The organism is Pseudomonas sp. stari2, assembly GCF_040760005.1.
GTDB lineage: Bacteria > Pseudomonadota > Gammaproteobacteria > Pseudomonadales > Pseudomonadaceae > Aquipseudomonas.
This window is the reverse complement of the sequence record NZ_CP099760.1, coordinates 2,928,373-2,942,594: the sequence shown is the minus strand read 5'-3', so window position 1 is coordinate 2,942,594 and position 14,222 is coordinate 2,928,373. Positions and strand designations below refer to the sequence as shown.

Below are 14,222 nucleotides of genomic sequence, written 5' to 3'. Positions count from 1 at the left end.
CAGTCGTCCGTCAGAATCGACACTGAACCTCAGCCCCTCAACGCACGCATTATGTCCTCAACCACTGGCCTCGCGTATTTCTCACCGGGATCAGTTCCCGGCGGGTCTTCACTGCGGATCCACTCACCCAGATCGAACGCCTGATAGAGCGAGAAGGCGGGCTCAGGCATTTCTTCAGTCATGGCGACCTCAACCACGGCATTGATGATTCCGTTCATCACACCATCGCAAAACTCATAGTCCAGCGATCTCTCCAGATAGCCCTCGGCAATGGTTATGGAGAGTTCGTTCAGCAGATCTCGCGGTGCAATAGAGAACTGCGTGCAAGTGGCGGCAAGCTCACTGAGCGTTAAACCGTTGGCTTCGGCTTCCACCAATAACGCGTTGAGTTCGTTGTCCGGTAACACTCTGGGCATGGGGTTCTTCCGGTCAGACGCGAAGGTCGCGGGCAGCTCACTCATAAAACTTTCCGGCCAGCAGAATGGCTGCGCAACGCTGCCATACGTTCGATACCGCACCTTCGTATGAAGAGGATCGGCTGCTCGAGTCCGCCCACGCGGCCGCCGCATCAAGGAACGAGTCAACGGATCCGTTTTCCCACCCTGAAGCGCCTGCCCCATAGGGCGCTGAAGGTGACAGGTCTTCCAATGATCGCTCGTGGGCAAAATCAGCCCCCAGCGCCCTGATGAAGCGAATGAACGAGGCTTCATCACTGACATGTTCCAACAATTCATCAAGATCCAAAGGTTCAGACATGAGTTTCCAGGCATGGAATTCGGGAGAAGCCATGCTGCGATAGGGCAGCATGGACGGTCAACTTCAAACCCGGGCGATCATGCGTAGCGCTGCTGGAAACCAGGAATGAATTTCGCCCGGTTTCCGATCCCCGCGATCCGGTCACTTCACCGCGTCATGGGTGATCAACGTCTTCGGCTCCAAATACGCACTCATCCCCCACTTGCCCATTTCGCGCCCCAGGCCCGAGTGTTTGAATCCGCCAAAAGGAGCGCGCGGTTCGTGGGCCAGGGTGTTGATGAGTACGCGTCCCGAGTCGATCTGACGGGCGATATTCACACAGCGTTCGGGGTTCTGGCCCAGCACCAGGGCGCTCAGCCCATAATCCGTATCGTTGGCGATGCGGATCGCATCGGCGTCGTCTTCGTAAGGGATGATCGTCAGCACTGGCCCGAAGATTTCTTCTCGCGCGATGCGCATCTGGTTGTTGGCGTCCGTGAAAATCGTAGGTTTGACGAACCATCCGGCGCGCAGGCCTTCAGGACGACCTTCGCCACCCGCCAGCAACCTCGCGCCCTCCTCCTGACCGATACGGATGTAGCGCTGCACCCGCTCCCATTGTTTCTGGCTGACCATCGGGCCGATATCGGTGTCGGCGTTGCGCGGATCGCCCGATTGAAACTGTGCGACGCCCTCCTTCGCAGCCTGTTCGAACTCGGCGAGCCGTGAACGCGGTACCAGAATGCGCGTGCCCGCGATGCAGGCCTGGCCGCTGTTGAGGAATCCGGCGTGCAGTGCCAACGGCATGACCGCCTGGAAGTCCGCGTCATCGAGTACCACGGTGGGCGACTTGCCGCCCAATTCCAGGGTCACGCGTTTCAGGGTGTCGGCACCGGTTCTGACCAGATGCTGACCGACCGCGGACGACCCGGTGAACGAGATTTTGGCCACGTCGGGATGCCGGGCGATCTCCTCGCCAACCACGTCGCCTCGGCCATTGACGATGTTGAAGACACCCGGTGGCAGCCCCGCTTCGTGCAACGCCCGGATCACGACCTGCGTCTGCAACGCGCTCATCTCGCTGGGCTTGATGACGGCGGTGCAGCCCGCCGCCAGTGCGGTGGCCAGCTTGTTGCAGATGAAGCCGGCATTGCTGTTCCACGGCGTGATCAGCCCGGTCACGCCCACGGGCGTCAGAATGACCTTGGCCATACCGGCCTGCTCTTCGAAGTCGAACGCCTCCAGCGCTTCGATCGCTTGCACAATCACATCCGCCGGGTACGTCGCCATCCAGCGCCCGCGAACCGCAGGCGAGCCATACTCCTCAAGGATGGCTTCCAGCAGTTCTTCCTCTCTGACCGCCACGGCCTTATGCATGCGTTGCAGGACGGCAATGCGTTCCTCACGCGTTGTGCGAGACCAGGCCGGGAACGCAGCCTTGGCGGCGGCGATGGCGCGCTGGGCGTCCAGTGCATCGCCCAATCGAACCTGACCGATGACTTCTTCGGTGCTGGGGTTATGGAGGTCGAACCACTCCTGACCGTGTGGGAGGACGTACTCGCCGTTGATGTAGATGTGTTCAATGCGCTGCATGACAACTCCTCGCTGAAAATGACCCGCTTGAAGCGAGCCTCGATGAAGCGAAGTCTAAGAAGGGTTGATTGTTCCGATAAGCTATCCTTTGGCTGATGAAACATCCCTATTTTCAGGACAATCAATGCACAGAACAGGAATGACCGAGCTGGAAGTGGTACTGGCCGTCGCCCGACGCAACAGTTTTCGCGGCGCGGCACAGGAACTGGGTATGTCCACTACCGCCGTGAGCAGCGCGGTGGCCGGCCTCGAAGCGCGCCTGAAGGTACGCCTGTTCAACCGCTCTACGCGCAGCGTTGCCCTCACCGATATCGGGCAGCGCTATGTGGAGCGCATCGCCCCAGCACTAGCGCAGATCAAGAGTGCCGGCGAAGAGGCCAGCGTCGGTCTCGATGAACCCAGCGGCACACTGCGCATCAACGCACCGCACGGCGCGGCGTACCTGCTGCTGGAGCCGCTGCTCAATCAGTACGCAAGACGTTATCCCGAAGTGCGCATCGACGTCGTCAGCGAGGCCAGCATGGTCGACATTGTCGCCGGGGGCTTCGACGCCGGGATCCGCCTGGCAGAGTCCGTGCCGCAAGACATGATTGCGGTGGCGCTGTCAGGCGACATCCGCATGCTCATGGTGGCAACGCCGGTGTACCTCGAACGCCACGGCGTGCCCGAACACCCACGGGATCTGCTCACCCACCAGAGCATCGGCATGCGCATGGCCCACGGCGGCCTCTATCACTGGGAGCTGGAGCGCGACGGCGAGAAATTGCAAATGGATCTGCCGACGCGTTTCGTGTTCAACGAGTTGCTGGCGATCAAACAGGCCGTGGTGCTGGGCCTGGGCATCGGTTTCATTTCCGAGTGGTTCATCCAGGAAGAACTGGCCAGCGGCGCACTGGTGCCGGTGCTGATGCCGTGGTGTCCGTCGTTTGGCGGGTTGAGGCTTTATTACTCGGGCCATCGCTTCGTGCCGGCGCGGTTGCGTGCGCTGATTGATCTGGTGCACGAGTTGCGGCCCAATCTGGTTTGATTCGGGCGTTGAGTCGACACAGGATGTGCGGCTCGCACAATCAATACCTGCCTCATTTAACTTAGAAACCGTATCTGGAATGCCCCATGGAAACCCGTCACCTGCGTCGTTTACTCCAAGGACCCACCCAGTGTGAGTCCGATATCGAATCACTCATCCTCATACTTGAGGCCGTTATCGAGTTGGTGTCGATTCCGGATAACGACTTCTGCTGGTCGTCCTGGGCTGATGAGCTCGATGCGAAAACAGAACTGCAAGCCCTGATTCACTCCTTAAAGGCTGGCACCTTGCCGGAGCGGTTGAAGGTCGCCGTGTTGTTCGCACCGACCGGACCGTTGCAGGAACTCGGCATGAGCAGCGGATGGGCGGATACCTTTTTGAGGGTCGCCGGTAAATTTGATGAAGTTGAAGCGTTGCTGTGGTGAGGCTGGCCAGAGGGTTTTCGGATCGGTTCCTGAAATAAATCAGTCCCCTTATCACGTATGCGGGAGCACGCTGAGGCTCAGGCCTCTGACCGAAAACGATTTTGAAGGTCTGTTTCTGGCGGCCTCGGACCCGCAGATCTGGGCGGGCCACCCCGCCAGCGACCGCCATGAGCGGCCGATATTCGAAACGTACTTCGCCGCACGGCTGGCCACCGGTAAAACCCTGGCCGTCATCGATATCGACACGGGGCTGATCGTGGGCATGTCGAGTTATTACACACCGCCCGACCTGCCGGACAGTATCGCCATCGGGTACACCTTTCTGGTGCGGGCGAAATGGGGTGGCGAGACCAATCGCGAACTGAAGCAACTGATGCTGGAACACGCCTTCAAGGCATACGACACGGTCTATCTCCACATCGCCCCGTCGAACATCCGCTCACAAAAAGCCGCCATGAAGATCGGTGCGGTGCACTTGTATGATGCCGAACTGACGCTGTCCACGACACCGGCCTGGTGCAAGTGTTACGGGCTGACCAGGGAGCAATGGGCTACAAGCCAGCCAGAAAATCAGAAATGACGGCCACAATCTTCCTTCACGCACCCGCGCCAAACACAGCCCTCGCAAAATCCACGAAGCTTCGCAGCTTGGGCGTCAACCGAGGGTCCGGTGCGTAAAGAAGATTCATCGGGGAGACCGGGACGTTGTAATCCGGCAGCAACCTCACCAGCGTTCCGCTTCTCAGCGCATCCTTGACCAGCTCCAGCGGCAGCACCACCACACCCAGCCCGGCCACCACCGCCGACAGCAACGGGTCGGCCTGATTGATCGTCAATCTGCTTTTAATCGGCACGTCGATGCAACCGTCCGGCCCTTCGAGGCGAATGTGGGAGCGACCGTCGGAATAGGCGAACGCCAGGCATTCATGTTCCTGCAAATCCAGCGGGGTCGTAATCGGTGGACGCCTGGCCAGATAGGCAGGCGCCGCGCACAGCACCATTTGATATGGCTTCAAAGGCAATGCCTTCAGACCGCTGTCAGACAGCTCACCGATTCGAAACACCACGTCATACCCGCCCTCCAGCAGGTCAACGAGTTCGTTGGACAGGGTCAGGTCCACCGACACCTGCGGATACCTGACCATGTACTCCAGCAGTCGAGGCGCCAGCGTGCTGACGCCAAAGGTGACAGGTGCGTTGATTCTGAGCCGGCCACTGGGCACGCCTCGGGTCATCGCGGCCATTTCTTCGGCGGCGTCCATGTCGGCCAGGATCAGCTTCGCCCTTTGATAGAAGGTGCGGCCGAAGTCGGTCAGGCTCTGTTTGCGGGTGGTGCGATTGAGCAGCGAGACACCCAGATGCTGCTCAAGCATCTTGACCTGTTTGCCGACCAGTTGCGGAGACAGATTGAGCTCATCGGCCACCGCGCTGAAGGAGCCAAGCTCCACCGCTTTGACGAAGACGGCCATCAATGTGAGGCGATCCATTGGAAACCCTGTGTTTCTAGTGTTGCGCTATCGTAGGTCTTTATCCGACCCGAGCCAAAGCCTAAATTGACGGCCATGGCAACGACGCGCGCAACTGCAACAGGCGCGAATTCAGGCCGGCCACACCGGCCTCATTGATCACAGAAGAGGTAACCATGGCACGCATTGTCAGGATTCATGAATACGGCGACGCAAGCGTTTTGAAACTGGAATCGGTCGATATTCCGGCTCCGGCACCCGGCGAGGTGCAAATCGAGGTCAAGGCCTTCGGGTTGAATCGGGCCGAGGTCATGTTCCGCAATCACGCTTATCTGCAGGAAGCGCAATTTCCCAGCCGCCTCGGTTATGAAGCCGCCGGTGTGGTGGCTGCCGTCGGCGCAGGTGTCAGCGAGTTCAAGGTCGGCGATGCAGTCAGCCTGATTCCGCCGCTGGACATCGCCAAATGGGGCACCTACGGCGAACTGGCCAACGTGCCCGCCGAGCTGACGGTCAAACACCCGTCGAACCTGTCCTTCGAGCAGGCTGCAGCTTCCTGGATGCAATACGTCACCGCGTGGGGCGCGCTGGTCGAACAGGCCAGACTGACGAAGAACGATTTCGTGCTGGTCACCGCCGCCTCCAGCAGCGTTGGCCTGGCGGCCTTCCAGATTGCCCGAATGGTGGGCGCGACTTCGATCGCCGTGACCCGCACCCGCGCCAAGAAGCAGGCCTTGCTGGATGCCGGCGCCGCGCACGTCATCGTCAGCGATGAAGAGGATATCGTCGCCGCCGTCATGGCCCTGACCGATGGCCAGGGCGCACGCGTGGTGTTCGATCCGATCGGCGGCCCCGCTTTTGAACAGCTCACCCAGAGCATGGCCAGGGGCGGCATTCTGCTTGAGTACGGCGCTTTGAGCCCGGAACCCACGCCGTTCCCGCTGTTCACCGTGCTGGGTAAATGCCTGACTCTCAAGGGCTACCTTTACGCGGAGGTCGTCGCGGATCCTGCGGCGCTGGCCCGGGCGAAGGCGTTCATCGGCGACGGTCTCGCATCGGGCGCGCTGCAACCGATCATCGCGAAGACGTTCGCCCTCGAGGACATTCAAGAGGCGCATCGCTTTCTTGAGGCCAACCAGCAGGTCGGAAAGATTGTCGTGACTGTTTAAATCACGATGTCGCCGCGGCCCGATGCATCGCGTCGGGCCGCCGGCCTATATGCCACCGCCCCGCTACAGCAGCAGTCCGGCTACCTGCATGGGCGTCGTCTTCGTCACCATCATCAAGACGATCACGAACATCCCCAGAAAACCGGCCACCCCCATCCAGAACCATTTCCGGTAGACCGACCGGTACTCATCCGCGAGCCCTCCTCCGGTCTCGACCGCATTCGAAGCCATCACGTACAAGCGCTTCTGCAGCACCAGCACCGGCAGCCAGAGCGATCCTACGCAAAGAAAGATGATCAACGACGTCAGCACCCATTCCGTGGTCAACGGAAGGCCGGCCAGCTTGATCAGCCCATAGCCCGATGCGATCTGAATGAAGCCTGCCGGGGTGGTGATCCAGGCGTCGAAGCGCACGACCATTTTCGCCACGTGAGCGATCACCTGAGGGTTGGCGGTGCGGCTGGCGGCGATCAGGTAAAGGTAGGAGCCCATGCCGAATCCGAACAGGAAAACCGCGGCGATCACATGAATGTACTTGAGGCACAGATAAAGCATGGTCAGTTCTGCCCGTCAGAGAAACGCACAGACAGGCTGAGGTTTTCAGGGTCGTTGATCGCGGCCATGTATTCGTCGACGGTGATTTCGCCGACGCAGGGCCGGGCGCCGGATTCAGGCACATAGCCTTGGGCCATTTTGGCGGCCAGGGCAACAGCGGCGCAGCTCGGGATTTCCGGGCCCTTGTCATTCCATGCCGTCAGCTGAGCGGTCATGGACAGCGGTTGCCCTTCAACCCCACTACCTTGAACGTCGATGTACATCGCGCTTTTGCCATCGCCGAGCCGCTCGAACCAGGTGCCCAGGCGATGCAGTCGTGCGGCCCAAGGGGTATGGTCGCGAATCAGCCCCTTCTTCTGGGCCTGGGCAAACAAGGCATTGGCGACACCGCCAAGCTTGAGACCAGCACCGGCCTTGAAGCTGAGTGTCCGGGCGCCATAACGGCCGGCGAAAATATCCATATCCGGCACGTCGACATTGGCCAGCAAGCGAGTGCCCAGGTGCGGCATTTTGCGCAACGTCAGATCCTGCCAGCCCGGCACCTCGTGAACCCGACCATCCTTGAGTTGCTTGATCGGCTTGCCCGCGTAGGCAAGCACACCTTCGACGGTAGACAGCCCCGGCATCTTCGCGGAAGAGGAAATGCCATGTTCGATTGAATCGATGCGCTGAAAGCGATTGCGCTGCTGATCGATGATGGCCGAAGACAGGGTCGGCACCGAACTGCAACCACTGAGAATCGCCACGCCCGCCTCTTTCGCGCGCGCATCGAGTACAGCGATACCGTTGACGAAGGTTCGGCAGTCGGACAGGTCGCAATAGTTAACCCCGGCCTCGATGCAGCTTTCGGCAACCGCATAGGACTGCCCCTGAAACGGGCCGCCGGTGTGGATGACCAACTCAATCCCCATCGAGCCCAATGCAGACTGGAACCCGGGCACCATGGCATCGCCGCACCAACTGGCGCAGGATTTTCCTGAAGCGGCTTGCAACGCCCCGACCTTGCGCAGCAACTTGTGAGGATCGCGACCCGAGATCGCCAGATCAACATCGGGCATCGACGCCAGATGCCGGCAGACGATGCTGCCGAAGTTTCCATACCCACCGACCACCAACACCTTGAACGCCATGCAACGCTTCCCTAACGATTCGATCGTCCAGCCGACTTGCCCGAGACAGATTCGCGGGAGCTTCCCTGATATCGGCGGGTCAGGCAAGAAATACGACTGAATCCGCATTGATTGAACATCCGGAACCTGCACAATTACCGGCTTTTTTTGACAGGACGTCCCCATGCAACGGATTGTGATTCTGGGCAACGCAGGCAGCGGCAAATCCACCCTCGCCCGGATCTCGCGACAGGCTGCAGAGAAAAAAATCGATCGAAAATTCCTGACGTTTCTGAAGTTCGTATGGACCTTTGACCGGGATTACCGCCCGGGTATCGACAACGTGCGCCAGTCAATCGGGCCAGAAATTCCGGTGGTGCAATTGCGTGACAAACGGCAGATTTCGACCTTTCTCGACAGGCTTTGCACCACGCCTCAAGTCAGCCAGAGGCAGACTCCCGTGCAAAACACTCAACGCTAAAAGACGGGGTTCTAAAAGCGGTCTACGCTCCATCCACTACCTCCTCTGGAGTCTCCGTGATGATCCGCGCCTTGCTGACCGCCTCCTTGCTGGTGGCCCTGAGTGCTCCGGCACATGCTGACGTAAAACCGTTCCCCGCTTCGTTCCGCACACAAGACATTGCCGTGGACGGCGCGAAGATCCACACGCGCATCGGCGGCAAAGGTCCGGCCGTGGTGTTGTTGCATGGTTTTGGTGATACCGGGGACATGTGGGTGCCACTTGCCACCGATCTGGCGAAGGATCACACCGTGGTGATCCCTGATCTGCGCGGGATGGGGTTGTCGTCGATTCCCGACGGTGGCTATGAAAAGAAGAACCAGGCGGGAGACATCCGCGCCGTGCTCGCTTCGCTGGGCATTGAACACTCGGTCGTCATCGGTCACGACATCGGCACTATGGTCGCGTTCGCCTATGCCTCGCGGTATCCGCAACAGACCGATCGCCTGGTAGTGATGGATGCGCCCGTTCCGGGCATTGCACCGTGGAACGACATCGTTCGCTCGCCGATGCTCTGGCACTTCGATTTTGGAGGCCCGGACATGGAGCGACTGGTCGCCGGCCGTGAGCGCATTTACCTGGATCGTTTCTGGAACGAGTTCGCCGGCGACCCGAAAAAAGTCGACGAAGCCACACGCCAGCATTACGCCAAACTCTATGCCCGCCCCGGCGCGATGCACGCTGCCTTCGCTCAGTTCCGCGCCATTCGCCAGGACGCGGTAGACAACGAAGCGTCGTCAAAGAACAGGCTGACGATGCCGGTCCTGGCCGTCGGTGGTGAAAAGTCCTTCGGCAACAACGAAGCGATCGTGATGCGCAACGCCGCCGACAACGTCACCGAAGTGGTGATTGCCAAAGCGGGCCACTGGCTGATGGAAGAAGCACCGGTGGAAACCACTCAGGCGATTCGAAGCTTTATGACCCGCTGACGTTAGAGATAGAGGCTGCCCCTCAGGCAGCCTGCCGGCGCATGGTCAGGATCGCTGCGCCGAAGCCGATGAACGTCGACCCCACCACCCGGCTGACCCAACGGGAAAAAGCCGGACGGGTCAACACGCCTTTGGCCCGGGATGCGAGCGCAGCGTAAAGCGTCAGAGACGTCACCGACAGCGCCATGAAAATCGACGTCAGGATCAGGAACTGTGGCAACAGCGTCGCGCCCTGGTCGATGAACTGCGGGAACAGCGCGGTGAAAAACATCGTCGCCTTGGGATTTACGCAAGCACGCAGGAAAACTGCCCCTTTGGACAAGATGCGGGATAGCTATCTTGTGCCAGAACCGCTCTTTGAAATGCCCTGTAATCAATCCACAACTGACGCAGACATTTCAGTTTATGACCGCTGCAGATCGTCATGGCCCGACAACACGATCGCGTCAGCCTTTGGTGAAAGTATCTTCCCGAACAAAGTCTTGAAACCCGGCGCTCGGCACGCTCTGCGCCTGAGCGACATAAGGCCGCATATCGAACAAAAAAGAACCGGTCTGTTTTTCATAAAAACAGACCGGTTTTCCTTTTTCACAAGGTTGCTACTGAATCTCAGGCCCGTTTTGGAAGCTTCCAGTTCGGGCGTATGAAGTGGCAGGTGTAGCCATTCGGAATCCTCTCCAGGTAATCCTGGTGCTCCGGCTCCGCCTCCCAGAACGGCCCGGCCGGTTCGATTTCGGTCACCACTCGCCCTGGCCACAAGCGGGAAGCATCGACATCGGCAGCAGTGTCTTCAGCGACATCGCGTTGCTGTTCGTTGAGGTAATAGATCGCCGAACGATAGCTGGGACCAATGTCATTGCCCTGACGGTTGGGCGTGGTGGGATCATGGATCTGAAAGAAGAACTCCAGGATCTGCCGATAACTGATAACGGCAGGATCGAAGACGATTTCGATGGCTTCGGCGTGGTTGCCATGATTGCGGTAGGTGGCATTCGGCACATCGCCACCGGAATAACCGACGCGCGTCTGCAGGACGCCGGGGTAACGCCGCAGCAGATCCTGCATGCCCCAGAAGCAGCCGCCGGCGAGGATGGCAGTTTCGGTTTGGCTGGTCATGGTCTGTCCTTCCCCTCGGGGGATGTTGGAGGTAACCCTTGTTATGAGGGCACACTGGCCAATTCCAAGCCCCTTATTGGGGACAGATTTATTTAAAAATAGATCTGTCCCCAATAAAAAGACTACTTCGGCATCAGCACCGTATCCACTACATGAATCACACCATTGGACTGCATCACGTCCGCACTGGTGATCGCAGCCTTCCCGCCTTTGGCGTCAACCACCCACAATTTGCCGTCGCGCAGCAAGACGGTCAGGGATTCGCCCTGAACGGTTTTGAGCATGACTTTGCCGCCGTGCATCTTGGCGTCATCCATCAGTTGTTTTGCCGTGTGAGTGCCGGCAATGACGTGGTAGGTGAGGATCGTGGTCAGGTCGGCCTTGTACTCCGGTTTGACGAGCGTATCGACGGTGCCGGCGGGCAACTTGGCGAAGGCTTCATTGGTCGGCGCGAAGACCGTGAACGGCCCCTTGCTGTTGAGGGTGTCAACCAGCCCGGCCGCCTTGACCGCTGCAACGAGCGTCGTGTGATCCTTCGAGTTGACGGCGTTTTCAACGATGGTCTTGTTCGGGTACATGGCTGCACCGCCGACCATCACGGAGTCAGCGGCAAAACTCGATCCTGCGCCAAGGCAGAGCAATGTGAAGCAGGCAATGGCAATGCGTTTGATGAGCGAGTGCATGGTGTGTCTCCTGAATTCTTCGCCCCTCCGAATGAGGGTGCTGAATGTACGGAGCAGGCGCGCAATCGGATGCATCACGGACTTCAATAGGGACAGATTCATCATGAAAATAAATCTGTCCCCATTAAAAAACTCAGGCAAATGCAGATGTGATGAACGCCTCCAGCGTCTGCTCTTCAAGAATCTCGATAGAAAAATGTCCGAAGCGCTTGGGCAGCCAGATGATGCGTGTCCCGGACGGTGATTGCAGGTTGGCGCGCTCCAATGGCTGTCCGTTTTCGTCTTCGGGCTGCACGCCGGCGACTACCAGTTCGTCATAGGCTTTCTCGATGTCCGGCGTCGAATAGCAATGGCGATAGATCATCCCCTCCCCCGACGAATCCAGCAGCTCCTTGAGGTTGCCCGCCAATGGCTGGACCAGCATGAAACGCTCCTGGCCGATCAGCGCAACCGCATAGCGAACGTGCAGACCGCCCCGCTCCCAGACGAGGGTTCTGGAGATTCTGGCTTTCAGGATCTGCGCATAGTAGGCGCAGGCTTCATCGAGGTTGTTGACCAGTACATCAACGTGACTGAACTTCAGATCCATTGCAGAGCTCCTGACTGATAGCTGCCCATTAAAAACAAAAAAAGCACCCGGAGGTGCTTTTTGTTGTCAGCGCGGTCAGCGAACCGAAGCCGTCACATTGGCCCGGGCCGCGTGCAGTTTCTTGTAGCTGTCGATCAGTCGCAGATGGCGGTCGAGACCTTCCAGCTTCATGCTGGTCGGCGTCAAGCCGTAGAAGCGTACGCTGCCGTCCACCGAGCCGATCGCGGCGTCCATCCGCTCGTTGCCGAACATGCGGCGGAAGTTGGCTTCGTAGTCGGCCAGCTCCAGGTCTTCGTCCAGTTGCATCTCCAGCACCCCGTTGACGGCCTGATAGAACAGACCGCGCTCGACGGTGTTGTCGTTGTACTGAAGGAACATCTCCACCGCTTCTTTAGCCTCCTCGATTTGTCCCAGGGCGAGCCAGATCAGCAGTTTCAGTTCCAGGATCGTCAGTTGACCCCACACGGTGTTGTCGTCGAACTCGATGCCGATCAGCGTGGTGATGTCGGTGTAGTCGTCCAGTTCGCTTTCGACCAGACGCTCGACCAGGGACTGGAGTTCCTCTTCGTTCAAGCGATGCAGGTTGAGGATGTCTTCGCGGAAGAACAGCGCCTTGTTGGTGTTGTCCCAGATCAGGTCGTCCACCGGGTAGATTTCCGAGTAATCCGGCACCAGGATGCGGCAAGCGGTGGCGCCGATGTGCTCGTACACCGCCATGTACGATTCCTTGCCCATGCCCTTGAGGATGCCGAACAGAGTTTCGGCCTCTTTCACGTTGGAGTTTTCACCCTGGCCGGTGAAGTCCCACTCTACGAACTCGTATTCCGCCTGAGCACTGAAGAAGCGCCACGACACCACGCCGCTGGAGTCGATGAAATGCTCAACGAAGTTGTTCGGTTCAGTGACCGCCTGCCCTTCGAAGGTCGGCTGCGGCAGATCGTTCAGGCCTTCGAAGCTGCGGCCTTGCAACAACTCGGTCAGGCTGCGCTCCAGCGCCACTTCGAAGCTCGGGTGTGCGCCGAACGAAGCGAACACACCGCCGGTGCGCGGGTTCATCAGCGTGACGCACATCACCGGGAATTCGCCGCCCAGCGACGCATCCTTCACCAGCACCGGGAAACCCTGGGCTTCCAGGCCTTGAATGCCGGCCATGATCGCCGGGTACTTGGCCAATACTTCCCGCGGCACGTCCGGCAACGCGAATTCACCTTCGATGATTTCGCGCTTCACCGCACGCTCGAAGATTTCCGACAGGCACTGCACCTGGGCTTCGGCCAGGGTGTTGCCGGCGCTCATGCCGTTGCTCAGGTACAGGTTTTCGATCAGGTTCGACGGGAAGTACACCACCTCGCCGTCCGACTGACGCACGAACGGCAGCGAAACGATGCCGCGCTCTTCATTGCCCGAGTTGGTGTCGATCAGGTGCGAACCGCGCAGCTCGCCGTCGCGGTTGTAGATCTTCAGGCAGTACGGATCGAGGATTTCGCTCGGCAGCTCGTCATTGCTGCCCGGCTTGAACCAGCGCTCGTCCGGATAGTGCACGAACGGCGCATTGGCCAGGTCCAGACCCCAGAACTGATCGTTGTAGAAGAAGTTGCAGTTCAGGCGCTCGATGAACTCGCCCAATGCCGACGCCAGCGCGCCTTCCTTGGTCGAGCCTTTGCCGTTGGTGAAGCACATCGGCGAGTGCGCATCGCGAATGTGCAGCGACCACACGTTCGGCACGATGTTGCGCCACGAGGCGATTTCGATCTTCATGCCGAGGTCGGCGAGGATGCCCGACATGTTGGCGATGGTCTGCTCCAGCGGCAGATCCTTGCCCGGAATGTAGGTACTCGCGCTGGAGTTCGCGCCCGGCATCAGCAAGGCCTGGGCGTCGGCGTCGAGGTTTTCCACTTCTTCAATGACGAACTCGGGACCGGCCTGCACCACCTTTTTCACGGTGCAGCGGTCGATGGAGCGCAGGATGCCCTGGCGGTCCTTGTCGGAGATGTCTGCCGGCAACTCGACCTGAATCTTGAAGATCTGGTTGTAGCGGTTCTCCGGGTCAACGATGTTGTTCTGCGACAGGCGGATGTTATCGGTCGGGATATTGCGGGTTTCGCAATACAGCTTCACGAAGTACGCCGCGCACAGCGCCGACGAAGCCAGGAAGTAGTCGAACGGACCCGGTGCCGAACCATCGCCCTTGTAGCGGATCGGTTGGTCGGCCACCACCGTGAAGTCGTCGAACTTGGCTTCAAGTCGAAGGTTGTCGAGAAAGTTGACCTTGATTTCCATGGGGGACTACCAGAATAGCGAGCTGAACA

General features: G+C 59.3%; 16 protein-coding genes and 1 pseudogene. 6 read left to right on the top strand and 11 right to left on the bottom strand.

All coding sequences use genetic code 11. The features are described 5' to 3' along the window. Positions 1–29: 29 nt before the first annotated feature. From NH234_RS13270 to NH234_RS13260, 3 genes are all read right to left on the bottom strand, one after another. A complete protein-coding gene (locus NH234_RS13270) occupies positions 30–461 on the bottom strand; it encodes a hypothetical protein (protein WP_367256914.1) in 432 nt (143 codons plus the stop codon). Then, complete coding sequence (locus NH234_RS13265; RefSeq protein WP_170929557.1) at positions 454–807, bottom strand: hypothetical protein; 354 nt, start codon at positions 805–807, stop codon at positions 454–456. The genes NH234_RS13270 and NH234_RS13265 overlap by 8 nt, the downstream gene beginning before the upstream one ends. A 90-nt stretch (positions 808–897) precedes the next feature. Next, positions 898–2,328: an aldehyde dehydrogenase family protein gene (locus NH234_RS13260; RefSeq protein ID WP_367256912.1), complete on the bottom strand. Its 1,431-nt coding sequence runs from the start codon at positions 2,326–2,328 to the stop codon at positions 898–900. Positions 2,329–2,452: 124 nt separating this feature from the next. Here NH234_RS13260 and NH234_RS13255 point away from each other — a divergent pair, with 124 nt between their 5' ends. From NH234_RS13255 to NH234_RS13245, 3 genes are all read left to right on the top strand, one after another. Continuing rightward, positions 2,453–3,355, top strand: a complete 903-nt coding sequence (locus NH234_RS13255) for a LysR family transcriptional regulator (protein ID WP_367256910.1) — start codon at positions 2,453–2,455, stop codon at positions 3,353–3,355. An 86-nt stretch (positions 3,356–3,441) separates the two neighbouring features. Next, the gene (locus NH234_RS13250) at positions 3,442–3,780 is read left to right on the top strand and encodes a hypothetical protein (protein ID WP_085733975.1); all 339 of its coding nucleotides are present in this window, start codon (positions 3,442–3,444) and stop codon (positions 3,778–3,780) included. Then, positions 3,755–4,360, top strand: a complete 606-nt coding sequence (locus NH234_RS13245) for a GNAT family N-acetyltransferase (RefSeq protein ID WP_367256908.1) — start codon at positions 3,755–3,757, stop codon at positions 4,358–4,360. The genes NH234_RS13250 and NH234_RS13245 overlap by 26 nt, the downstream gene beginning before the upstream one ends. A gap of 16 nt (positions 4,361–4,376) precedes the next feature. Here NH234_RS13245 and NH234_RS13240 read toward each other — a convergent pair whose 3' ends face one another. Then, positions 4,377–5,267, bottom strand: a complete 891-nt coding sequence (locus NH234_RS13240; RefSeq protein ID WP_367256906.1) for a LysR substrate-binding domain-containing protein — start codon at positions 5,265–5,267, stop codon at positions 4,377–4,379. Between the two features lie 155 nt (positions 5,268–5,422). Here NH234_RS13240 and NH234_RS13235 point away from each other — a divergent pair, with 155 nt between their 5' ends. After that, positions 5,423–6,412: a zinc-dependent alcohol dehydrogenase family protein gene (locus tag NH234_RS13235; RefSeq protein WP_367256904.1), complete on the top strand. Its 990-nt coding sequence runs from the start codon at positions 5,423–5,425 to the stop codon at positions 6,410–6,412. Between the two features lie 63 nt (positions 6,413–6,475). On the opposite strand, the gene NH234_RS13230 is transcribed toward NH234_RS13235, so the two are convergent. Then, positions 6,476–6,967 (bottom strand): DUF2269 family protein, encoded by a 492-nt coding sequence (locus NH234_RS13230; protein WP_367256902.1) that lies wholly within the window; start codon positions 6,965–6,967, stop codon positions 6,476–6,478. 2 nt (positions 6,968–6,969) lie between these two features. Next, positions 6,970–8,097 (bottom strand): saccharopine dehydrogenase NADP-binding domain-containing protein, encoded by a 1,128-nt coding sequence (locus tag NH234_RS13225; protein ID WP_367256901.1) that lies wholly within the window; start codon positions 8,095–8,097, stop codon positions 6,970–6,972. Positions 8,098–8,260: 163 nt separating this feature from the next. Here NH234_RS13225 and NH234_RS13220 point away from each other — a divergent pair, with 163 nt between their 5' ends. Together NH234_RS13220 and NH234_RS13215 are read left to right on the top strand one after the other, a co-directional pair. Continuing rightward, complete coding sequence (locus tag NH234_RS13220) at positions 8,261–8,557, top strand: hypothetical protein (protein WP_367256899.1); 297 nt, start codon at positions 8,261–8,263, stop codon at positions 8,555–8,557. Positions 8,558–8,616: 59 nt separating this feature from the next. Further along, the gene (locus tag NH234_RS13215) at positions 8,617–9,525 is read left to right on the top strand and encodes an alpha/beta hydrolase (protein WP_085733969.1); all 909 of its coding nucleotides are present in this window, start codon (positions 8,617–8,619) and stop codon (positions 9,523–9,525) included. 22 nt (positions 9,526–9,547) lie between these two features. Here NH234_RS13215 and NH234_RS13210 read toward each other — a convergent pair. The 5 genes and pseudogenes from NH234_RS13210 to NH234_RS13190 form a co-directional block, all read right to left on the bottom strand. After that, positions 9,548–9,811: pseudogene (locus NH234_RS13210) on the bottom strand (LysE family translocator); the annotation flags it as partial. A gap of 323 nt (positions 9,812–10,134) precedes the next feature. Beyond that, on the bottom strand, positions 10,135–10,641 hold the full coding sequence (gene msrA / locus NH234_RS13205; protein ID WP_367256897.1) for a peptide-methionine (S)-S-oxide reductase MsrA: 507 nt from the start codon (positions 10,639–10,641) through the stop codon (positions 10,135–10,137). Positions 10,642–10,763: 122 nt separating this feature from the next. After that, on the bottom strand, positions 10,764–11,324 hold the full coding sequence (locus tag NH234_RS13200; RefSeq protein ID WP_367256895.1) for a fasciclin domain-containing protein: 561 nt from the start codon (positions 11,322–11,324) through the stop codon (positions 10,764–10,766). Between the two features lie 133 nt (positions 11,325–11,457). Beyond that, complete coding sequence (locus tag NH234_RS13195; RefSeq protein ID WP_367256893.1) at positions 11,458–11,913, bottom strand: VOC family protein; 456 nt, start codon at positions 11,911–11,913, stop codon at positions 11,458–11,460. Between the two features lie 75 nt (positions 11,914–11,988). Further along, entirely contained in the window at positions 11,989–14,193 is a 2,205-nt protein-coding gene (locus NH234_RS13190) for an OsmC domain/YcaO domain-containing protein (protein WP_367256891.1), read from the bottom strand. Positions 14,194–14,222 lie beyond the last annotated feature (29 nt).